Origin of the sequence: Pseudoruegeria sp. HB172150 (assembly GCF_013184805.1) — a bacterium.
Taxonomy (GTDB): domain Bacteria; phylum Pseudomonadota; class Alphaproteobacteria; order Rhodobacterales; family Rhodobacteraceae; genus Psychromarinibacter.
In genome coordinates, this window is record NZ_JAATNG010000005.1 from 1 (window position 1) to 20,953 (window position 20,953).

A 20,953-nucleotide genomic window follows, 5' to 3' on the forward strand; every position below is an offset into this window, starting at 1 on the left:
GGTCGCAGACCTCACAAACGTCCTCGGTATAACCCTCAATAAATGCAGATACACTCAAGGCGCTTACGGATACGAAGACGGATATTACTGAGGCTCTAGCGCAAGGGGCGCGTGACCATCGACGCGGCAGCCCAGCCGGCAAGGAAGCCGCCGAGATGGGTCTGCCAGGCCAGAAGCCCCGACATCGCCACCCACAGCACCAGGTTCAACACTGCCAGCCCGCCCGCGGCTGTTACCAGGCGTTTCACCCGTCCTGCGCGGCGACCCGGATCGGCGAAGTCCCAGTACTGCCAGGCTCCGGCCAGCCCGAACAGTGCACCCGAAGCGCCGACCATCGGTTGCGAGCCTGAGGCGAGAAGACCGAAAAGGGCCGCGCCCCCCAGAGCGGACAGAGCGTAGATGATCAGGAAGCCGCGTTGCCCTGCGCGCGCGCTGACAGCGGTGCCGAGCGCCAGAAGTGTCAGCATATTGCCGCCGAGATGCCCGAGCCCGCCATGCAGGAAGGCGTAGGTGACGAACATCGTCACCGGTTGCAGCGCGAAGTTCGGCTCCCACCCGTGCAGCAGGCCGGGCCAGAACGCGCCGTACTGATAGGCCAGCCCGCGCCACAGGCGCGAGCCGATCAGGCCGAAATCGGCCAGTTGCAGCGCCAGTTCGACCGCAATGCAGATCCCGCCGATCCAGAACAGCACCGGCGGAAATCGCCGCCGCGCCATCGCTGGCGCGGATCCATGGTGCCGGTTTCTGGGGGTTGGGTCCCGTGTCATGCGAAAGCCCTGCCCACAGGGCCGGGAAATGGCAAGTGCCGTTGTGAAATGCCGGGGCCGCGGCGGTTCAGCTGCACGGCGCGCTTCCGGCCGGTGTCAGCGGTCCTTGAGGCGATCCGGGCGGCGCTGGAACCCGGCGCTGCGTACCTCGTGGCTGAGAAACTCGAACTGGTCCTCGATGAAGAACTTACGCAGTTCATTGCCTCGGGCGAGGGCTTCGCGCGGGGTGGCTGCCTGCTTCGGCGCGGCCGGCCGCGGCAGCGGTGCGTCCGGCTGCGGCCGAGACGCGCCCGATGCACGAAGGATGTGGAAAATCGCGGCGCGCGAGCCGTGCAGCCCTTCGGGCAGCACGGCACTTGCGTCGGCCGATACACGGCCGTCTGGGGAGGACGGGGGCCTCATCTTCGGGACTGCTCCGGTTTCTTGGTTAACCAAAAGCTACCCACACAGGATGGCGAAAAATTGTCGCCAAAACGGAACCTGTGTGGACGAAGACAGTCTATTGACCGCCCGGGAGGGCTCTTTTGGATCGGTTTTTACGGCGGGTTTGATGGCGGCCGCTTCGTATCTGAGGCGGAAACATGGCGGTGCGTCCGGTCCTGCGCGGCGGCATTGCACCAGCTTCGGACGCAAAACGAACGCGCCGCCCCGGATCCCCGGGGCGGCGCGACTCAGGTCAGGCTTGGTCGTGTCGGTGGCTCACGCCACCAGCGGAAAAACCTTGGCGTCGCCCTCCACCAGCGCGCCGTGCAGCGCCTTGATTGCGGGCTTCAGGTGCTCCCGCTCCAGTATGAACTGGACGTCCACGTTGCGCGGTCCCTGGCTGGCGCCGATCGCTTCGAACCCGGCTTCGGCAATCGCCTGCAGCCCGCGCGTCAGCACCGAAAGCCCGTTCAGATCGCGCCCAACGGCCGAGGCCATGGCGAGCGTGCGCGACGACACCCGCGCCGACGGGTACAGCTTGTTCAGATCCCGCTCCACACGGCGCATCGCCTTCAGCGAGGCATCGACATAGTGGGTGATCGTGTTGGCGTTCGAGACTTTCGACACGATCCGCACGTTGTGCCGCGTCAGGACGTCGAGAATAGCGGCGTCGTAGCCCTTCACGCCGACCATATCCTGTTCGAACACTTCCAGCGCAACGATATCCAGCCCCGTCACGATCTCGACCGCCGGCGCGTCGGCCGGCTGATCGTCGATCAGCGTGCCGGGATCACCCGGCTCGAAAGCATTGGTCACGCGCAAAGGCACATCGGCTTGACGCAGCGTCTTCGCAGCCTTCGGATGGATCGCCTCCATCCCGAGGTTCGACAGCTGGTCGGCCACGTCGTAATTCGTCCGCCCCAGCTTGCGCACGGCATCGGCGCCCACAAGGTTCGGATCCGCCGACGACAGGTGAAACTCCTTGTGGATGATCGCCTCCCGCGCGCCGGTCAATGCGGCGAGTTTCGAAAACGTCACCTCGGAGTAACCCCGGTCGAACTCGCGCATCAGCCCTTCGGCGCATTGCGCATAGCCAGTCACGATCGGCATCTCGGCCATCGGATCGACGCCTTCCATCGCGGACATGATCCGCTCCTCAAGGCTCACGTCGCCCTCGTCGCGCCAGCCGGACAGATCGACCAGCCGCGCGCTCACCCCCGCCCGCTGCAGCAGCAGCGTGGTGACGAAGGCGGAATGCGCCTCGCCCAACCCCGACAGCAGTTCGCGGATCTGCAGCATGTGCTCGGACAGGCGGAAGTGCCCGTAGGAACACAGCCGCTGCAGGTCGATCAGGCAATTGCGCGCGCCTTCGATCCGGTCCCGGACAAAGACATGCGCCTGTTCCACGTCACCCGGATGGGTCAGGACTTCGCGATGCGCTTCTTCCATCGCCTTGGCCACGCGGTCCAGCGCCTCGTGCCAGCCACGGTCATTGTCGGCATTGGAGAATTGTGCATAGACGCCCGGTTCGCCGCTCTTCTTGTGCTCGAGCAGCAGGTCGGTGATCCCGCCAAAGGCGGAGACCACGAAGACCCGGCCGTAAAGGTCGTCCCTCTCGCGATCGCCGATGAACAGGGTGTCGCGCAGCTCGTTGACGCGGGACATGGACGTCCCGCCGATCTTTTCGACGGTATGGTTGCCAGTGGTCATATCAGCCCCGCTCAGTCGACCAGTTCCCCGGCCGCGGCATAGGAGCCGTCCTCGCGGTGCACTTCCTTGCCGGTCACCGGCGGGTTGAAGCAGCACGCCATGACCAGCTCTTCCTCGGCCTTGAGGATATGGCGGTCATGCTCGTTCAGCGCGTACATCACGCCCGGCTTGATCTCATGCGTCACGCCTGTGGCGATATCGGTGATCGAGCCCTTGCCCTGCATGCAGTACACGCTTTCGAAGTGGTTCTTGTACTCGAACGTGTGCTCGGATCCCGGCTCGAGGAAGGTGATGTGGAAGGAAAACCCCATCCCGTCATCAGCCAGCAGCATCCGCACGCTGGACCATTGCGCGTCCGAGACGACCCGGTCGCGCTGGTTCTTAACGATCTCGTTGAAATCTCTGACAATCATTTCCGTTACTCCGCCGCTGTCTTCTGTTCCACCAACACGTCCCGCGCCGCATCCAGCACGATGTTCAGCCCGTGGCGGAATGTTTTCTCGGGCGTGGTCAGCGGTGCCAGCACCTTGACCACTTCGTCTTCGGGGCCGGAGGTCTCGATGACCAGGCCCTTCTGATAGGCGCGCTTGCAGATCGCGCCGGCCAGCTCGCCGGACCCCACGTCGACGCCCTGCATCAGGCCGCGGCCCTTCATGCGGGCGTTCGGCACCATGTCGGCCAGCTGTTGCAGCGCCTCGGTCAGGATCTCGGTCTTCTTGACCAGCTCCTTCTGGAACGCGTCGTCCTTCCAGAACTTCTCGATCGCCACGCGGGCGGTCACGAAGGCATGGGTGTTGCCACGGAAGGTGCCGTTGTGCTCGGCCGGGCCCATCACGTCATGCTCGGGGCGCACCAGCACCATCGCCATCGGCAGGCCAAAGCCCGAGGCCGATTTCGCCATAGTCACGATGTCCGGCTGGATATCCATCTTCTCGAAGGAAAAGAACGTCCCGGTCCGGCCGCATCCGGCCTGGATGTCGTCAACGATCAGCAGCGCGCCGTGCTTGCGGGCGATCTCTGCGACTTTCTTGACCCAATCGGCGCGCGCGGCGTTCAGCCCGCCTTCGCCCTGCACGGTTTCCAGCATGATCGCGGCCGGCGCATCGACGCCCGAAGACCCGTCACTCAGCGCCTTCTCAAGGTACGCGGTCGAATCCCAGTCCGCGCCCAGGTACCCGTCGTAGGGCATGCGCGTCACGCCGTTCAGCGGCGTGCCCATGCCACCCCGGTGATACCCATTCCCGGTCGCGGCCAGCGCGCCGGCGGTCACACCGTGGAACCCGTTGGTGAAGGCGATGATGTTGGTGCGGCCGGTGGCCTTGCGGGCCAGCTTCATCGCGGCTTCGACGGCATTGGCGCCGGTCGGGCCGGTGAACATCACCCGGTGATCCATGCCGCGCGGCTTGAGGATGTGTTCCTCGAACGCGCTCAGGAAATCAGCCTTGGTCCCGGTATGCAGGTCCAGCCCGTGGGCCAGCCCGTCATTCGAGATATGCTCGATCAGCGCCGCCTTCATGTCCGGGTCGTTATGCCCGTAGTTCAGCGACGAGCAGCCGGCGAGAAAGTCGATATAGGTCTTGCCCTCGGCATCGGTCAGCTCGGACCCGCTGCCGGACACGAAGGTCGCCGGGATGCTGCGGCAGTAGGACGCCGCCGCGGATTCGCGGCGGTCAAAGATGGTGTCGGTATGAGTCATGTCTTTCGGCATAGGATCAGCCTCTCATGAATTCGGATTTTCGGATGGGGGGAGGAGCCCGCGGCTCAGGCCACGCGGGCCAGCTGCGGTTTCTGTGGCAGCTCGATCGTCACCATGTGCTCGGTGTCGTGATGGCCGTCAAAGTGCGCGTCGCTCTCGAAATGAGGTTCGTCGGTCAGCAGGCCGCCGACCGATCTGGCAAAGCTACGGAACAGGGCCCACGAGGCCTCGTTATCCTCGGTGATCGTCGTCTTCATATGGGTCGCATCCGCGCACTCCGCGCGCTGCACCAGATGACGAAGCATCTTCTTGCCAAGCCCAAGGCCGCGCGCTTTCTCGCTGACCGCGACCTGCCAGACGAAAAGCTCGTTCTCGTTCGGAATCATGTGGCCGGAGATCCAGCCAACGACCTCGCCGTCCAGTTCGGCCACGACGCAGGTATCCGCGAAGTGATCGGCCTGAACGAGGTTGCAGTACATCGAGTTCTCGTCGAGCGGCTTGCAGCTTTTCACCAGCTCCCAGATGGCAGCCCCGTCCGTCGCTTCAGGTTTGCGCAGGACAGGCGCGCCGGTTCGCGGCGGGTTTTCGGCTGCTAGGACATCTTTCGGCATTGGCTCGCTGCTCCTCGATTTCGTTCGGGAGCCTAAATAGATCGCCCAGGTAACAATTTCAACAAGCGAAGGAGTTTTTCTGAGTATAGGGCGAAAATGCCCGATTTATCGCGAAAAATAGGCGTGTATCCGGAACCAAATGCCTTGAAAAATCGTTTGGTGATACTAAACAATTCCACGATCGCTTCGGAGATTGAAGGAATTCCTGTTTTCGTGGCAAAACGAATGGATGAACGATGCCGTGCCCGACAGAACGGATGACAGCTTGATCGCGCTGCGCAGGATATTGCGCGCGACAGAGGCCTATGAGCGGTCTCTCGCACAGGCCGCCGGTCTGTCGCCGGCCCAGCTGCGCGTTCTGCAGATCGTCGCGGGCCGCCGGTCCGACGGCGTCACGCCCAAGGCGCTGGCCGCGCAGATGGGCGTCAGCCAGGCGACGATCACCGCGCTGGTGGACAAGCTGGTCGCCCGCAATATGGTCGCCCGCTACCGCTCGCGCACCGACGGGCGGCAGACCGACGTGGTCATCACCCAGGAAGGCCGCGAGGCGGTCGAAACCGCGCCGGACGCACTGCAGCAGAAATTCGTCCAGAAGTTCGAAGATCTCGAGGACTGGGAACAGGCGCAGCTCGTCTCTTCCCTGGAACGGATCGCCGCCATGCTCGACGCCGACGAGATCGATGCCTCGCCGGTCCTCACCATCGGCGAAATCGGCGCGGTCGGCGCGAAGCACTGAGCGCGGTTTGCGCGGCGGTGGGCTGGGGCGCTTCATTGGTGGCCTGCTGCCCACTTGCTCTATCCTACAGGCAACTGAAGCGCACGTAGGTGCCCTCCCGGTGTCGGGCGTCAGTTATACCGAAATTCATGTCAGATCGCTGACCCGGATATCTTGCAGGAAGGAAATGCGGTCAGGTGTGATAGTTGCAACGAGCGGCTGGATTGAGCCCTTAGTGCGGAATGCTGCATGTCGCACGAGTGGCCGCTATTCAATCTCTGCAGTAACCCGTTTGGCGAGGATACCGATCAGGATGACGGCAATGACAAGAAACACGGCGCCGACGATCCAAGCTGTAGGTGTGGAGTAGACCTCGGCGATCGCTCCCGCCAAAATCAGGCCCAAGGCTGCTCCGAGTTGCTGTATCAGAGACTTCAGAGACAGCATTGTGGATCGCTGGCTGTCTTCCACGCATCTGTGCAGAACACTGCTGGCCGGCGTCTCAGAAACGCCAAGGAGAGCAGAATAGAGGATGAAAATCGTCACAAAACCGAAGATGCCACCTTGTAAAGCCAAAGCGATCTGAACGCCCGCCATGCACGTAAATGCCGCCGCAAGCGTAACTGCGTGTCGCCGTCTGAAAATGCGGCTGATGCGAGGAGACAGCGACGCGCCGAACGCGATTGAGAAGAAATAGGCGGCGGTCAGGATACCAATGGCCGTGTTTGCATAGCCTTCTTCCAACATTGGTTTTGCATGGGTCGGCCAGATCACCTCGACTGGATTGGTCGCCATTAGGAAAAACGCCAGAGCTGCCAAAAGTACCGACAACGCCGGATGTCTCAGTGCGAGAAGACCTGCGTCTTTGATGACGATTGGTACAGTCGCAAAACCCTGTTTCAGAGCATGGGAGTCCAGCGGGCGCGGTTTTTCCACAATGAAAAACAGGGTATAGACGAACACCCCAAGCATCACTGCCAAGCTCGCCACGTAGGACACATCATAGACGCTGACACCCAGTCTCTCTGCCGCCGAGCCAAAGAGATCAGGCAAAAGGCCGCCCAATACAGCCCCTACCGCCAGGCCCATGGCATTGGCCCATTGCGCTTTTGCCAGAGCGGGCTGGACATCCACATTCGGCGCAGCGGCTTTAAAGGTTTCAACGAACCAAGCGTCCAGCGTGCCCGACCGTAGTGCACGTCCAAAACCGATGAAGGCAAATGAGAGCGCGAGGACATAGAAATCGCGCGTCGAGAGGAAGAGTGCGAGGGAGATCACGCTGGCGACGACCGCCGCCAGAAAGACCGGCTTGCGTCCAATGTTGTCGGCCAGTCCGCCGAACGGGAGTTCCATCGCCATGGTCGTAAGTGAGTAGACCCCAAAGAGCAGCGAAATCTGGAAGAGGTCCATGCCTCGATCGGTCAGAGCCAGTGCGACAACGGCAACCGTCAAACCCATCGCAAAACGATCGAGAAACTGGTGGACCTGAAACACCCGGATGTGCCGTCTCGCCGGAACGGTCAGCGCAGCGATGGAGAACTCTAATTCGGTTGCCATGCTCGCACCTTCGTCTTTGCAGGTAACTCGCACAATGTCTTGGCAGACCTGACGTCGATCCTGCGTGGATTAACGCTGTCGTTCGAACAAGCGCGGCGAATGCTCACTTTGTCCGCTCATCAGACCTTCCGAGATCTGAACCCAGGTTCCGGTTCAACTCATGAACGTTTGACGTTTGCGCCAGGATCGCTTCACGCGGGTTGCTGACGGTAGTCAGGAACTCCGTCGGATCGAGTCAAGTTTGACGGTCATTCGACACCCGGAACCGTTGTTCCGGCTTTCTGTCGACACGAAACCGATCAGCACGAAGCGCTGATCGTCACTTTCGGCCAGGAACAAGGTTGGCTTGACCCCCCCCAATCTCACCCAACGTAAGAAGACCCTAAAATCGAGTTAGAGTTTCTATCACACAATTTCAGTCTATTAGAGGGCGTCCCCATGGGGACACCTCCTGACCGCTCCTATCCCGGCTCCCCGACGGCCCTGTCCGCCCCTCCGCCGGTCATCTCGTCCGCCACGATCCGCCCGTCCTCCATGCGGATCAGCCGGTCCGCCTTGCCAAAGCAATGCTCGTCATGGGTCACCGCCACCACCGCGTACCCCTCCCGCGCCAGGCGCGGCACCAGCACGTCATAGAAGAACGCCCGCCGCGCCGGGTCCTGATCCGCTGCGAACTCGTCCAGCACCAGGATCGGCCTCCGCTCCGCCAGCGCCACCGACAGCGCCAGCCGCCGCATCTGTCCGGTCGACAGCGCCAAGCTGGAGAACGCGTCGCCCGCCACCGACACGCCCTCGGCCAGCCCCAGCTCCTCGATATTCTCCTGCAGCCGCGCCCGCTCCGCCCCGCTCAGCCCGTAAAGCCGCCGGAACATGTAGAACTCGCTGAATACCGCACTGAAGAGCCCCCGATACTCCCCCACGCTGTCCCGCGTCACCGGCTCGCCATCCAACAGGATCTGCCCCGTATCCGCATGGCGCAGCCCGGTCAGGATCTGCAGCAGCGTCGATTTGCCGGTCCCATTGCCGCCGGTGATGAAGACCGACTGCCCCGGACGAAGCGTCAGGTCGATCGGCCCCAGCGTGAAGCTGTCCGTCGCCCGGCTGCCCTCCGCCTGACTGGGACGGTACAGGGTGGCGGCGATCCCCTTGAGCTCGACAGACCGGAAGCCCCCGCGCCGGTCCGGCGCCTGCCGCGCGACCTCGGACTCAGGGCTCGACGCCGCATCCGCCAGAACCTCGTTCAGCTGCTGATAGGCGACTGCCGCCCGCGCGAAGCCCGGCAGTGCGCCGATCACCGCCTCAATAGGACCGAAGGTGAACAGGACCACAGTCAGCACCTGCAGGACCACCACGCTCCCGGCTCCGGTCAGCAGCGGCAGCAGCACCACGATTGCCACCAGCAGCGCCAGCAGTGCGCCTGTCCCCGCAACCTGCCCATAGCTGAAATTCCGCTCCGACTGCACCACCGCATCGCGCACCTCGGTGCTCACCGCCTCGATCCGGTCTGAGATGTCGTGCCGCCGAGACAGCCGCAGACGCAGCTCGCGATAGCCGCGCAGAACGTCATGCACCGCCTCGTGCATCGCCACCCGCGCGTCATGCGACTGTCGCATCAGCCTGCGTGCCGGGACCTCTATCAGGGCAAACGCCACCACCCCGACGATCAGCGCGACAATCGTCGCTACGCCCGCAGGCCAGGACTGCAGGAACATGTAGCCGAGGCAGAAGATCAGCAGCAGCAGCGCCTCAATCATGCTGACCAGCTGTGCCACAGCGGCGGAGACCGCGTTGGTGTGGTCCGTCAGAACGGTGAACACTTCTCCTTGCCGCCTCCGCTCGAAAAACCCGACATCGGCGTTCAGCAGGTGCTCGGACAGATTTCGCCGCATCTTCAGCGCGAGGTTCTGAACCAGGATGTGGCTTTCCACCCGCGCAAGATGCTCCGTCGTCAGGGCGAATACGACCGAACCCAGCAGCAGGACGATCATCGACGTGTCAGGGCGACCGCGCGCGGCGGTCTCGTTGATCGCGAAGATCATCAGTGTCCGACCGAAACTGGCGCCGACGGAATACAGCAGGACCGGCGACCGCAGCATGCCGCCATCGCGGACGAGGAAGCCGACGAATTCGCGTGTGTTTGCGAAGTAGGAGGCGCTCACGAAAAGGTCCCGGGCAGTCCAAACGTTCGGTCACCATGCATAATGCCCCGAATGCGTGAACGACAGCCCAATGCGGTGAGGTCGCGATTGTCCACATAGCCGCGCAAGACGACAGTGGCGACTCGGCAATGGTTTCAGGTAGGATGCAGGGATCGCCAGCATTGCCGCTCAGCGAGACGTCCCGGATGCGGACGTTCCAACGCTGCTGATTGCCTGAGCCCTGACGACCTTGGCGCACCGGGGACATCCGGAAGGCGCTCAATTCGTGTGCGGTAGGATTTGTTACAAAACCGACGTGGGCCTGTCACTGGACCGCAGCATACCTTCCCTAGTCTCCGTCACGTCGCGGGGGGCGACATGTGCTGCCAGACGGATTTCAGCACCTATTACTTTGCGCCCGTGCCTCCCTCTGCGGTCCGCTTCGGCCCGGCCACGTGATCGTCCCGTCCACATTGCCGGCAACATCGTCCGGCGTAATCCGGTCACCGAAGCACGAAGGGGCGGTTCCCACCCGCCATGTACCGCCTTGCGCCTCCGGTCCATTACGGCCGGAGGCGTCTGTTTTTGACGGTCTGGACCTCCGGATGGGGCGCGCCTAGTGTCGCCCGGCAATCAGGGGAGGCGCGCCATGGCGACCGGGACGAACATTCGCACCTATTTCGAAGGCCGCTGGCACGAGGGCGATGTGCCGATCATGCGTGCTGCGGATCATGGTTCGTGGCTGGGGACGACGGTGTTCGACGGAGCGCGGTATGTCGAGGGCATCGCGCCGGATCTCGAAGCGCACTGCGACAGGGTCAACCGCTCGGCGAAGGCTCTGATGATTGAACCGACTGTCTCGACCGAGCAGATGGTGGAAATCGTCTGGGAGGGTCTGCGCCTGTATCCCAAGGACACGGCCGTCTACATCCGGCCGATGTACTGGGCGCTGGAGGGCGATTTTCTGGGCGTAGTGCCGATGATTGGTCCCACCGGGTTCGCCGTCTGCCTGGAAGAGATACCGATGGCGCCGCCCGAGGCGACCGCGACACTGACGACCACGCGGTTTCGTCGGCCGGTGCTGGAAAGCTCGGTAGTGAACGCCAAGGCAGGGTGCCTCTACCCCAACAACGCCCGTATGCTGGCCGAGGCGCGGTCCAAAGGATACGGCAACGCGCTGGTGGCGGATGCGCTTGGGAACGTGGCCGAGACGGCGACAGCGAACATCTTCATGGTCAAGGACGGCGAGGTGTTCACACCTGTGCCGAACGGCACCTTCCTCGCCGGGATCACCCGGGCGCGGCATATCTCGAACCTTGGCCTCGACGGTACCAAGGTTCACGAGACCGTTCTGAGCTTCGACGATTTCCGTGCCGCTGACGAGGTGTTCATGTCCGGAAATATGATGAAGGTCACTTCGGTGACCGAGTTCGACGGCACGCATTATCAGGTCGGACCCGTGACCAAGCGCGTGCGCGAACTCTACTGGGACTGGGCGCATTCCGCGGCGTGATACGCCATGGCTTGCAGCGAAAACCCGAGAGATTATCTGCAATGGCCGGGCCGCGGTGCGCGGCGATCTGCAGTTGTCAGGTCCTGTGCCAGCGGTCATGATCTGCCGGACAAAGGGAGGCCCCGGCCATGCGCAAGTTCCTCGTGGTGCTGGACGACAGCCGAGAATGCCTGAACGCGATGCGCTTTGCTGCGATGCGGGCGGCAAAGACGGAAGGCGGCGTACTTATCCTGTCGATCATCCCGCCAGATGAGTTCCAGCACTGGATCGGGGTGGGCAACATCATGCGTGAAGAGGCTCGTGAACGGATCCATGCGCACTACGAGGTCTTTGCAAAGTGGATGCGTGACCGGCAGGGCATCGACCCGGAACTGGTGATCCGCGAGGGCGACGCGGTGCCCGAGATCCTTGCAGTGATCAAGGAGGATCCGGATGTCGGCGTACTGGTCCTGGGTGCTTCGACGGAGAAGGGCGGGCCGGGGCCGCTGGTCAGCCAGTTGTCGAAGAACGCGGGCACATTGCCGATCCCGATTACCATAGTGCCGGGCGACATGTCCAAGGAACGCCTGGAAGCTGTAACCTGAGGTCTTCCGCCGCAAGGCTTGAACTTTCCGGCGGAACGCCAAGGTAAAGTCTCCTGTAGGTAGGCGGAGACTTTCGCATGCGCGATCGCATTGTCATTCTTCTTGTTGGGGTACTACTTGGCGCGGTTGGGCTGATGTGGCTCGACATCGGTCGTGCGCCGCCGCCCGAACCAAGAGTGATCACTCCGCGCGGCGACTTGAGCCCTCTGGAAGAGACGATTATCGCCCTGTTCGAGGCGACGCAGAGTTCCGTGGTGTCGATCACCACGCGGGCCGAGATGATCGATCCGTTCTCGCGCCGGCGGCAAGTCGTACCGCGCGGAACCGGCTCTGGCTTCATCTGGGACGACGGCGTTCATATCGTCACCAACAATCATGTCGTCGAGGGCGCGACCGGCGCGCAGGTCGGTCTAGCCGACGGGCGTGTGCTGCAGGCGGAACTGGTCGGCACCGACCCTTCACATGATTTGGCTGTGCTCCGCATCGCCCCGGATGGAGACATTCCGCCGCCGATCCCGGTGGGCGAAAGCGCCGATATCCGTGTCGGTCAGACGGTGCTGGCCATCGGCAATCCGTTCGGCCTGGACTGGACGCTGACCACCGGCGTCGTCTCGGCGCTCGACCGCGAACTGGAGGAAGACGGCGGTCGCCTGATTACGGGGCTGATCCAGACCGATGCGGCGATCAATCCCGGCAATTCCGGCGGGCCGCTGATCGATTCTGCCGGGCGGCTCATCGGCGTGAACACCGCCATCTACAGCCCGTCTGGCACTTCGGCGGGGATCGGTCTGGCGGTACCGGTGGATGTTGTGAACCGCGTCGTACCGCAGATCATCTCGACCGGTCGATACACGCCCCCGCTGCTGGGCGTACGTCATGACGAACGGATCAACGAACTTGCGCGCGAGCAGGGCATCAACGGCGTCCTCGTGTTGGGAATCGACCCCGGCAGTCCCGCGGCCCAGGCTGGCCTTCGCGCGGCCACAGCCGACCGCTCCGGCCACATCCGTACGGGCGACGTGATCACCAGCATCGATGGGCAGCCGACCAGCCGGTCGGCCGACCTTGCGGAAGTGCTGGACCGTCACAATCCCGGGGACACTGTCGAACTCGAGATCCTGCGCGACGGGTCGGAGATAGCCGTCGAGGTGACGCTGGCGACCGGCTGAGGGCTGGCTTAGGCCTCCTGCTGCCGGCCTGCCTGCAGATCTAGGGTCGCGTCGTTGTGCCGTCCGGCAAGGCGTAGGGCAGCCGCAGATCCTGCGCGCAGGACGTATCAATGTCCGCCTCCGGATTCTCGATGAAAGCTACGCCGATATCCCGGGCGCATTGACTGAAGGCCAGCGCGCCATGGCCGGTCTCGGGGAAGAACACCGATCGGGCATTGCCGAGATGCGATGCCGTTTCCGGACCCCAACTGCCTGCCGTTTGGGTGTCCAGCTCTCCCGAGAACACCATCGCCGGAATGTCGCTTGTCACCGGGTCGTGAAATCCGGGCCGCGGGGACATGGTGAACAGGTCGCAATTCGCAAACAGCGGTGGCGTTTCCGCTGCTTCCTTTGCCAGCGTTCCGGCCATCGCCAGCCTGTCGGTTTCGGCACGGAAGCCCTCGGGCGAGTTAATGTCCATATCCTCCTGGCAGGCATAGAGATACAGCTCGAACTGGCCCTCCATCACTTGTTCCAGCACCGCATTATCCGTGGCGATTTTTTCGAATGTCGTCGCAATTTCCGGGTTGGACATCAGGGCAAGGATCGCCTGCAGCCGCGCCGCCTCCTCACCGCGGAAATGCCCGGCGATCAGTACTCCGAACGCGGCTCGGTCCGGCTCTTCGAAGCGAAGGCGCAGGTAATCCTGTGCGAAGGCGACGCGCTGCGCCGCCTCGGGCAGCTTCTGCATCGCGCGCTCCAATTCCGCGTCGAAATAGGCGGCCAGGTCCTCGTCTGCCCGGCTTGCGGCGATATCGCCTTCGAGCTGGGTAATCGCGCGCAGCGCCGACTGTTCGGCGCCCTTCATCGTCAATGCATCGTCCAGAGCCGTCTGCGCCAGCACCGTCTCGTCCGGTGTCAGACCCTTTGCTCCGGCCATGATCGTCTCTGCCGTCTGCTGGGGCGGCAGCCGGTGGGTCATGATCGCTTCGAGCGTGTCGGTCTTGTCTTCTTCCAGTTCGGAAACCAGCAGCGGCAGGTAGGTTGTCAGCCCGCGCAATTCCATCTTCGTCCAGTCGTTACGGTCGTCGATCATTTCGAACAGGGTTTCACCGTCGATCATTCCGGCGGATGTCTGCACGGGGCTTTCCTGCAGCTTGTCCAGCACCGCCCAGAACCGGGTCAGGATATCCGGATACGCCTCGGCACAGGCCGGGTCGGCGGCGCAGGGCGCAAAGGTGTTTTCGATCGCCTCGACATGCGGTGTGATCAGCGTGTCATAGGTCGGGATATGCGGTGGCGCCACGCTGTCCAGCACAACCGAGCGCACACCATCCGGTGCGGTCCGCATGACTTCCAGTCCCAGCTTGGTGCCGTAGGAAATGCCGTAGACGTTGTATTCCGGATATCCGAGCGCCCGCATCACCGCCTGCACATCGCGGGCATTCTGTTCCGTGTTGATCTTCGACAGGTCATAGCCGCGCTCACCCAGTTCTGCGAGGCATTCCGTGATCAGTGTGTTGTCGAGGTCGGGGGCTGCCTCTCCCATCATCCTGCGCACCACTGGTTCCACGTTCTCGGCCAGCGTGTTGAAGCAATCCATGCCGGGACCGCTGGCATCCACACCGCGCTGGTCGAAAGCGACGATGTCACGGCGGCCGCGCAAATGGTCGAAGTAATAGGTCGTGCTGGCAACCGCCCCGACGATGCCACCACCCGGGCCGCCATGCAGATGCACGACAGCATCGGGGGCCGGGGCAAGGGAATGCGACTTGTAGACGATGAAAGACAGGTCGAGCGTCTTGCCGTCCGGGGCATCATGATCCTCCGGCACCGTTACCGTGCCGCAAATGACGGTCTCCCCCTCGATCTCTGCCGGTGCAACCGGGCGGTGGCAGGGCGTGACCGCAACTGGATAGCGCGGATCCGCGCTGCCTCCGGTCACGTTCGGAAATGTGGATGGGTCTGGTTCGCCGGAGACTAGCGCGGCGACAAGCGCAATAATCTTTTCGGGGGTCATGGCAGTACTCCTGAAATCGATACCCCGCAAATATGCATGGAAAACTGGTATTTGGGGAATCGTATCTGGCAATTCGGCCAAAATCGTGCCGATTGGCGGTTCGATTAGAATGGTTCTAATCCTTGACTTGACCAGGGGCGGCGCGCATATCGGGGGCGAAACAAGGAAGCGCGCCATGTTCATCCAGACTGAATCGACTCCGAACCCCGCAACGCTGAAATTCCTGCCCGGCCAGTCCGTTCTCGGCGCTGGCACCGCGGATTTCCCAAGCCCCGACACGGCAGGAAAATCGCCGCTGGCCAGCCGCATCTTCGGTGTGGACGGGGTGACGGGAGTGTTCCTGGGCTCGGACTTCGTGACCGTGACCAAGGAAGAAAACACCGCATGGGAGCACGTGAAGCCGGCGATCCTGGGCGCGATCATGGAGCATTTCCAGTCCGGCGCGCCGGTCATGGAGGGCGAAGGCGCACAGCCGGCCCATGCCGAGCATGACGGCCCGGATGCGGCCATCGTCGGCCAGATCAAGGAACTGCTCGACACCCGCGTGCGCCCGGCTGTGGCGCAGGACGGTGGCGACATCACCTTCCACGGTTTCGAGCGCGGCGTCGTCTATCTGCACATGCAGGGCGCCTGCGCCGGCTGCCCGTCCTCGACCCTGACGCTGAAGATGGGCATCGAAAACCTGCTGCGGCACTACATCCCGGAGGTTACCGAGGTCCGGCCTGTTGCCTGATCCGGTTACCGGTCGATGCTATTGCGGAGCGACCCGCATCACCGCGTCGCGAAAGCCTCAGACGGTCGCCTATTGCCATTGTGACGACTGCCGCCGGGTGACAGGTGCGCCCGTCGCGGCCTTTGCCGCATTCGCCGAAGATGACATTCGGATCGAGCCGATGCCAACGCGCGTCGTCGAGGTGAATGCGGGGGTGCGGCGCGTGTTCTGCCCGGATTGCGGGTCACCGCTGGCAGCGTGGTTCGATTACCTGCCGGGGCAGGTCTATCTTCCCTTGGGCATCCTCGACCAGGCGGCGGAACTGCCGCCCGAAATCCATTCGCATTCGGATGCGCAACTCCCCTGGCTCAAGATCGAGGACGGGTTGGAGCGTGCAGCGAACAGCTCTGCCTGTCGGCTGCGCCAAGCGGCGCTCTGCGGCTGAGTATGTCCGGTACCACCCCCCTGATCCTGGCCTTCGACACATCGGCCGCGCATTGCGCGGCCGCTTTGCTTTGCGGTGACGATGTGCTTGCCGTCCATGCCGAGGATATGGCGAAGGGGCAGGCCGAGCGTCTGATGCCGATGCTGGAAGAGATGCTGGCGGGCGCCGGATATGGCTGGCCGGAACTGCACCGGATCGGTGTCGGCACCGGGCCGGGCAACTTCACCGGCATCCGCATCTCCGTCTCCGCCGCGCGCGGTCTGGCACTGTCCCTGGAAATTCCGGCGATCGGCGTGACCGGTTTTGAGGCAGCCGCGCTGGGACATGCGCGCCCCTGTGCCGTGCAGCTGCCTGCGATGCGCGGGCAGGTGTACAGGCAGATCTTCGAAAATGGTGGCCCGCAGGAGCCGGAAATCCTGCCCGAAGGTGCGGACTGCAAGGCTCCTATCGTCGACGGCCTGTCACCGGCCGAACTGGCGCTTTCCATCGCCCGCATTGCCGCGGCGCGTCCTGTGGCCGAGGGCGCGCGTCCCGCGCCGCTATACATCCGGCCCGCAGACGCCGCCCCGCCGCGCGAGGCGCCTCCCGTCATCCTGCCATGACACCGGCGGAGCTGGCAGACCTGCACGCCCGCAGTTTCACCATGCCGCGCCCGTTCACGGCCGAGGAATTCGGCGAGCTGCTGGCTGCACCGTCCTGTTTCCTGTGCACCGTGCCCGGCGGTTTCGCGCTGGGACGCGCCATCGCCGGCGAAGCGGAGCTGCTGACGCTGGCCGTCGATCCGGACTGTCGCCGGCAGGGTCTGGGGCGAAACCTTGTGCAGCTTTTCGAGGCGGAAGCGGTGCGGCGGGCGGCCGACATCGCCTTTCTGGAAGTAGCCGATACCAACGCCGCCGCACATGCCCTGTACCTTGCCGCAGGCTATCTGGAGACCGGCCGGCGCCCCGGCTATTACCGCGCCCCCGACGGCACGCTCGTCGACGCGCTGATCATGCAGAAGGCACTGCGCCCGTTGTGACGGCAGGTCATCGCTCAGCCGATTACCGATTCCCCGTGTCAATCATGACCAATTGGTAAAATAGCGGTTGACCCTCCCGAACGGCTTGGTCCTAATTCCCTTTATCGCGGGATATGGTCCTGCTGACGGGGCCGCTGCCAAAAAGGCCCCAAATACCAACTGGGAGTTATCAATGAGCCTCATGAAAACCTTTCTGAGCGCCGGTGCAGCCTTGGCGATCTCGGCCGTGGCGGCGCTGGCCGAGCCCGGCCTGATCATCGACCTCGGCGGCAAGTTCGACAAATCCTTTAACGAAAGCGCCTATAACGGGGCGAAGCGCTGGGTCGATGAGACCGGCGGCAGCTATATCGAGACCGAGCTGCAGTCCGAAGCGCAGCGCGAACAGAACATGCGCAAGATGGCCGAGCGCGACGCGAACCCGATCGTGGTTCTGGGTTTCGCCAACGGCTCGACCCTGGAAAAGGTTGCGCCGGACTATCCGGACACCAGCTTTGCCATCGTCGACATGGTCGTCGATGCGCCGAACGTGAAATCCATCGTGTTCTCGGAACATGAGGGAAGCTATCTTGTCGGCCTGATCGCCGGCATGAAATCGGAAACCGGCACCGTGGGCTTCGTCGGCGGTATGGACGTTCCGCTGATCCGCAAATTCGCCTGCGGCTACGCCCAGGGCGTGCTGGCGGCCAACCCGGATGCCAAGGTCATCTCCTCGATGACGGGCACCACCCCGTCTGCCTGGAACGACCCGGTGAAGGGCGGCGAACTGGCCAAGGCCCAGGTCAGCCAGGGCGCCGACGTGATCTATGCCGCCGCCGGCGGTACCGGCGTGGGGATCCTGCAGGCTGCCGCGGACGAGGGCGTGTTCTCGATCGGCGTGGACTCGAACCAGAACTACCTGCACCCGGGTTCGGTGCTGACCTCGATGCTGAAGCGCGTCGATAACGCCGTCTACGAAGTGTTCAGTGCAGGCGCCGAGGGCTTCGAGCCGGGCATCGCCGTGCTGGACCTCGAGTCCGAAGGCGTCGGCTATGCCGTCGACGAAAACAACGAGGCACTGATCACCGACGATATCACGGCTGCCGTGGACGAAGCGAAAGCCAAGATCATCTCGGGCGAGATCGAGGTGCACGATTACACCTCGGACGACAGCTGCCCCGCTCTGACCTTCTGAATGAGCGTCGAAACGCAAGAAGCGGGGCGGTCGGAAACGGCCGCCCCAGCCATTGAGCTTCGCGGCATCTCAAAGGCCTTTGGCCCGGTGCAGGCGAACAAGGATATTTCGATCCGGGTCATGCCCGGCACGATCCACGGCATCATCGGCGAGAACGGCGCGGGCAAGTCCACGCTGATGTCGATCCTCTACGGCTTTTACAAGGCCGATGCCGGGGAGATTTTCATCAACGGCAACAAGACGGAGATCACCGACAGCCAGGCCGCGATCAGCGCCGGCATCGGCATGGTCTTTCAGCATTTCAAGCTGGTTCAGAATTTCACGGTGCTGGAGAATGTCATTCTCGGCGCCGAAGACAGCGCGCTGCTGCGGTCGTCGAAGGCGAAGGCGCGCGGCGAGTTGCAGCGGCTGGCGAAGGATTACGAGCTGCACGTCGATCCGGACGCGATGATCGAGGAGATCGGCGTCGGCATGCAGCAACGGGTCGAGATCCTGAAGGCGCTGTACCGGCAGGCGGATATTCTCATTCTCGACGAGCCGACCGGCGTGCTGACCCCCGCCGAGGCGGATCACCTGTTCCGTATCCTCGAAGGGCTGAAGGATCAGGGCAAGACGATCATCCTGATCACCCACAAGCTGCGCGAGATCATGGAGGTCACCGATACCGTCAGCGTGATGCGCCGGGGCGAGATGACGGCGACGGTGAAGACGTCGGAGACCAGCCCCGAGGAACTGGCGGAACTGATGGTGGGGCGCAAGGTTCTGCTGCGGGTGGACAAGAAACCAGCGGTGCCCGGCGAGCCCGTGGTCGAGGTCGAAAACCTCCGCGTCGTCGACGAGGACGGCGTCGAGCGGCTGCGCGGCGTGTCGCTGCATGTGCGGGCGGGCGAGATCCTGGGCATCGCCGGCGTCGCCGGGAACGGGCAGTCGGAGCTGCTGGAGGTTCTGGGCGGGATCACCACGGCGACCGGAACGGTGCGGATCAACGGCGACCCCATCGACCTGACCGGCAAGCATTCCGACGGCCAGTCGCGGCGCCGGCGCGGTATCGCCCATGTGCCGGAGGACCGGCAGCACCTAGGGTTAATCATGGATTTCTTCGCATGGGAGAATGCCATTTTCGGCTACCACCACGCGGAGGACTGCCAGAAGAACCGGCTGTTGATGGACAATGCCGGGATCCGCGAGAAGACGGCGGGGATGATGGAGCGGTTCGACGTGCGGCCGCCGAACCCGAACCTGACTGCCAAGAGCTTTTCCGGTGGCAACCAGCAGAAGATCGTCTGCGCCCGCGAGATCGAGCAGGAGCCGGACCTGCTGCTGGTCGGGCAGCCGACCCGCGGCGTCGATATCGGCGCCATCGAGTTCATCCACAACCAGATCGTCGCGCTGCGGGATCAGGGGAAGGCGGTGCTGCTGGTGTCGGTGGAACTCGATGAGATCATGTCGCTCAGCGACCGGATCGCGGTGATGTTCGACGGCCGGATCATGGGCGAGCGGCTGCCGTCTGAGACTGACGAGCGCGAGCTGGGCCTGCTGATGGCGGGGATTACCGACACCGACAAGTCGCACAGCCATGCCGAGATCGAGGCGAACCTGGCGCAGTCGCAGGGGAAGGTGGGGTAAGACGATGACCAAACTGCCACCCTGGGTCGACATCGTCGTCATCCCACTGATCAGCCTGCTGCTGGCGCTGATCGTGTCGGGGCTGGTGATCGTCTATATCGGCGAGAACCCGTTCGAGGCGATCTCGATCATGGTCAACGGCGCCGTGGGTTCCGCCTACGGCTGGGGCTACACGCTGTATTACGCGACCAACTTCATCTTCACCGGGCTGGCCGTGGCCGTCGCCTATCAGGCGCGGTTGTTCAATATCGGCGGCGAGGGGCAGGCGGCCATCGGCGGGCTTGGCGTGGCGCTGGTCTGCCTTGCGCTGCCCTGGCCGCACTGGACCATCGCGCTGGTGGCGGCGACCATCGGCGGTGCGGTCTTTGGCGCGGCCTGGGCGGCGATCCCGGCCTACTTGCAGGCCAAACGCGGCAGCCACATCGTGATCACCACGATCATGTTCAACTTCATCGCCTCGGCGCTGATGGTCTACCTGCTGGTGAACGTGCTGAAGAAGCCCGGCTCGATGTCGCCGGAAACCGCACGCTTCCCCGAAGGCGCGTTCCTGCCCAACGCCTATGACATGTTCTGGTGGCTGGGCTTTTCGCGCTCCGCGCCGCTGAACATCACCTTCTTCGTGGCAATCCTGTGCTGCGTGCTGGTCTACCTGCTGATCTGGCGCACGCGGCTGGGCTACGAGATCCGGGCCTTCGGCCAGTCGGAAAGCGCGGCGGTCTATGCCGGGATCAACCCGGTGCGGATCACCATGATCACCATGCTGATCTCTGGCGGGCTTGCCGGCCTGATGGGGATCAACGCGGTGATGGGAGAAGCTGAGCGTCTGGTCACCGACCCGGTGCAGGGCGCCGGTTTCGTCGGCATCGCGGTGGCGCTGATGGGCCGCAACCATCCCGTAGGCGTGTTCCTCGCCGGTTTGCTGTTCGGCATGCTCTATCAGGGTGGCGGCGAGCTGGAATTCGAGATCCCTGCGGTCAGCCGCGAGATGATCCTTGTGATTCAGGCGCTGGTGATCCTGTTCACCGGCGCGCTCGACAACATGGTGCGGATGCCCTTCGAGGCGTTGTTCAGCCGTCTCCGCAAGGCAGAGGGATAGGCG

20 protein-coding genes are annotated in these 20,953 nt (G+C 63.5%); 11 read left to right on the plus strand and 9 right to left on the minus strand.

Annotated elements, in window-relative coordinates; all coding sequences use genetic code 11:
• Window positions 1–95: 95 nt before the first annotated feature.
• From HCO70_RS18630 to ectA, 6 genes are all read right to left on the minus strand, one after another.
• Window positions 96–767, minus strand: a complete 672-nt coding sequence (locus HCO70_RS18630) for a rhomboid family intramembrane serine protease (protein WP_253913381.1) — start codon at window positions 765–767, stop codon at window positions 96–98.
• A gap of 96 nt (window positions 768–863) precedes the next feature.
• Window positions 864–1,169 (minus strand): hypothetical protein, encoded by a 306-nt coding sequence (locus HCO70_RS18635; protein ID WP_172299001.1) that lies wholly within the window; start codon window positions 1,167–1,169, stop codon window positions 864–866.
• Window positions 1,170–1,466: 297 nt separating this feature from the next.
• Window positions 1,467–2,900 (minus strand): aspartate kinase, encoded by a 1,434-nt coding sequence (locus HCO70_RS18640; protein ID WP_172299003.1) that lies wholly within the window; start codon window positions 2,898–2,900, stop codon window positions 1,467–1,469.
• Between the two features lie 11 nt (window positions 2,901–2,911).
• Window positions 2,912–3,313 carry an ectoine synthase gene (locus HCO70_RS18645; RefSeq protein ID WP_172299005.1) on the minus strand — a complete coding sequence of 134 codons (402 nt, stop codon included), beginning with the start codon at window positions 3,311–3,313 and terminating at the stop codon, window positions 2,912–2,914.
• Window positions 3,314–3,318: 5 nt separating this feature from the next.
• A complete protein-coding gene (ectB, locus tag HCO70_RS18650; RefSeq protein ID WP_172299007.1) occupies window positions 3,319–4,608 on the minus strand; it encodes a diaminobutyrate--2-oxoglutarate transaminase in 1,290 nt (429 codons plus the stop codon).
• Between the two features lie 53 nt (window positions 4,609–4,661).
• The gene (ectA, locus tag HCO70_RS18655; protein WP_172299009.1) at window positions 4,662–5,207 is read right to left on the minus strand and encodes a diaminobutyrate acetyltransferase; all 546 of its coding nucleotides are present in this window, start codon (window positions 5,205–5,207) and stop codon (window positions 4,662–4,664) included.
• Window positions 5,208–5,436: 229 nt separating this feature from the next.
• Between ectA and HCO70_RS18660 the strand changes: the two genes are divergently transcribed.
• A complete protein-coding gene (locus HCO70_RS18660; RefSeq protein WP_172299011.1) occupies window positions 5,437–5,943 on the plus strand; it encodes a MarR family winged helix-turn-helix transcriptional regulator in 507 nt (168 codons plus the stop codon).
• 246 nt (window positions 5,944–6,189) lie between these two features.
• On the opposite strand, the gene HCO70_RS18665 is transcribed toward HCO70_RS18660, so the two are convergent.
• A complete protein-coding gene (locus HCO70_RS18665; protein ID WP_172299013.1) occupies window positions 6,190–7,479 on the minus strand; it encodes an MFS transporter in 1,290 nt (429 codons plus the stop codon).
• Between the two features lie 461 nt (window positions 7,480–7,940).
• The gene (locus tag HCO70_RS18670; RefSeq protein WP_172299015.1) at window positions 7,941–9,638 is read right to left on the minus strand and encodes a cyclic peptide export ABC transporter; all 1,698 of its coding nucleotides are present in this window, start codon (window positions 9,636–9,638) and stop codon (window positions 7,941–7,943) included.
• Window positions 9,639–10,266: 628 nt separating this feature from the next.
• Between HCO70_RS18670 and HCO70_RS18675 the strand changes: the two genes are divergently transcribed.
• From HCO70_RS18675 to HCO70_RS18685, 3 genes are all read left to right on the plus strand, one after another.
• Window positions 10,267–11,130 carry a branched-chain amino acid aminotransferase gene (locus HCO70_RS18675; protein WP_172299017.1) on the plus strand — a complete coding sequence of 288 codons (864 nt, stop codon included), beginning with the start codon at window positions 10,267–10,269 and terminating at the stop codon, window positions 11,128–11,130.
• Window positions 11,131–11,258: 128 nt separating this feature from the next.
• Window positions 11,259–11,714, plus strand: a complete 456-nt coding sequence (locus HCO70_RS18680) for a universal stress protein (RefSeq protein WP_172299019.1) — start codon at window positions 11,259–11,261, stop codon at window positions 11,712–11,714.
• A 77-nt stretch (window positions 11,715–11,791) separates the two neighbouring features.
• A complete protein-coding gene (locus tag HCO70_RS18685; protein WP_172299021.1) occupies window positions 11,792–12,883 on the plus strand; it encodes a S1C family serine protease in 1,092 nt (363 codons plus the stop codon).
• Between the two features lie 40 nt (window positions 12,884–12,923).
• Here the strand turns inward: HCO70_RS18685 and HCO70_RS18690 are convergent, their stop codons facing one another.
• The gene (locus tag HCO70_RS18690; protein ID WP_172299023.1) at window positions 12,924–14,882 is read right to left on the minus strand and encodes an alpha/beta fold hydrolase; all 1,959 of its coding nucleotides are present in this window, start codon (window positions 14,880–14,882) and stop codon (window positions 12,924–12,926) included.
• 175 nt (window positions 14,883–15,057) lie between these two features.
• Here HCO70_RS18690 and HCO70_RS18695 point away from each other — a divergent pair, with 175 nt between their 5' ends.
• From HCO70_RS18695 to HCO70_RS18725, 7 genes are all read left to right on the plus strand, one after another.
• Entirely contained in the window at window positions 15,058–15,615 is a 558-nt protein-coding gene (locus HCO70_RS18695) for a NifU family protein (protein WP_172299025.1), read from the plus strand.
• Window positions 15,608–16,039, plus strand: a complete 432-nt coding sequence (locus HCO70_RS18700; RefSeq protein WP_172299027.1) for a GFA family protein — start codon at window positions 15,608–15,610, stop codon at window positions 16,037–16,039. The genes HCO70_RS18695 and HCO70_RS18700 overlap by 8 nt, the downstream gene beginning before the upstream one ends.
• A gap of 2 nt (window positions 16,040–16,041) precedes the next feature.
• Entirely contained in the window at window positions 16,042–16,641 is a 600-nt protein-coding gene (tsaB, locus tag HCO70_RS18705) for a tRNA (adenosine(37)-N6)-threonylcarbamoyltransferase complex dimerization subunit type 1 TsaB (RefSeq protein WP_172299029.1), read from the plus strand.
• Complete coding sequence (locus tag HCO70_RS18710; protein ID WP_172299031.1) at window positions 16,638–17,057, plus strand: GNAT family N-acetyltransferase; 420 nt, start codon at window positions 16,638–16,640, stop codon at window positions 17,055–17,057. The genes tsaB and HCO70_RS18710 overlap by 4 nt, the downstream gene beginning before the upstream one ends.
• Window positions 17,058–17,229: 172 nt before the next feature.
• The gene (locus tag HCO70_RS18715) at window positions 17,230–18,228 is read left to right on the plus strand and encodes a BMP family protein (RefSeq protein WP_172299033.1); all 999 of its coding nucleotides are present in this window, start codon (window positions 17,230–17,232) and stop codon (window positions 18,226–18,228) included.
• The gene (locus tag HCO70_RS18720) at window positions 18,229–19,854 is read left to right on the plus strand and encodes an ABC transporter ATP-binding protein (protein WP_172299035.1); all 1,626 of its coding nucleotides are present in this window, start codon (window positions 18,229–18,231) and stop codon (window positions 19,852–19,854) included.
• Window positions 19,855–19,858: 4 nt separating this feature from the next.
• Window positions 19,859–20,950 carry an ABC transporter permease gene (locus HCO70_RS18725; RefSeq protein ID WP_172299037.1) on the plus strand — a complete coding sequence of 364 codons (1,092 nt, stop codon included), beginning with the start codon at window positions 19,859–19,861 and terminating at the stop codon, window positions 20,948–20,950.
• The last annotated feature ends 3 nt before the right edge of the window (window positions 20,951–20,953 follow it).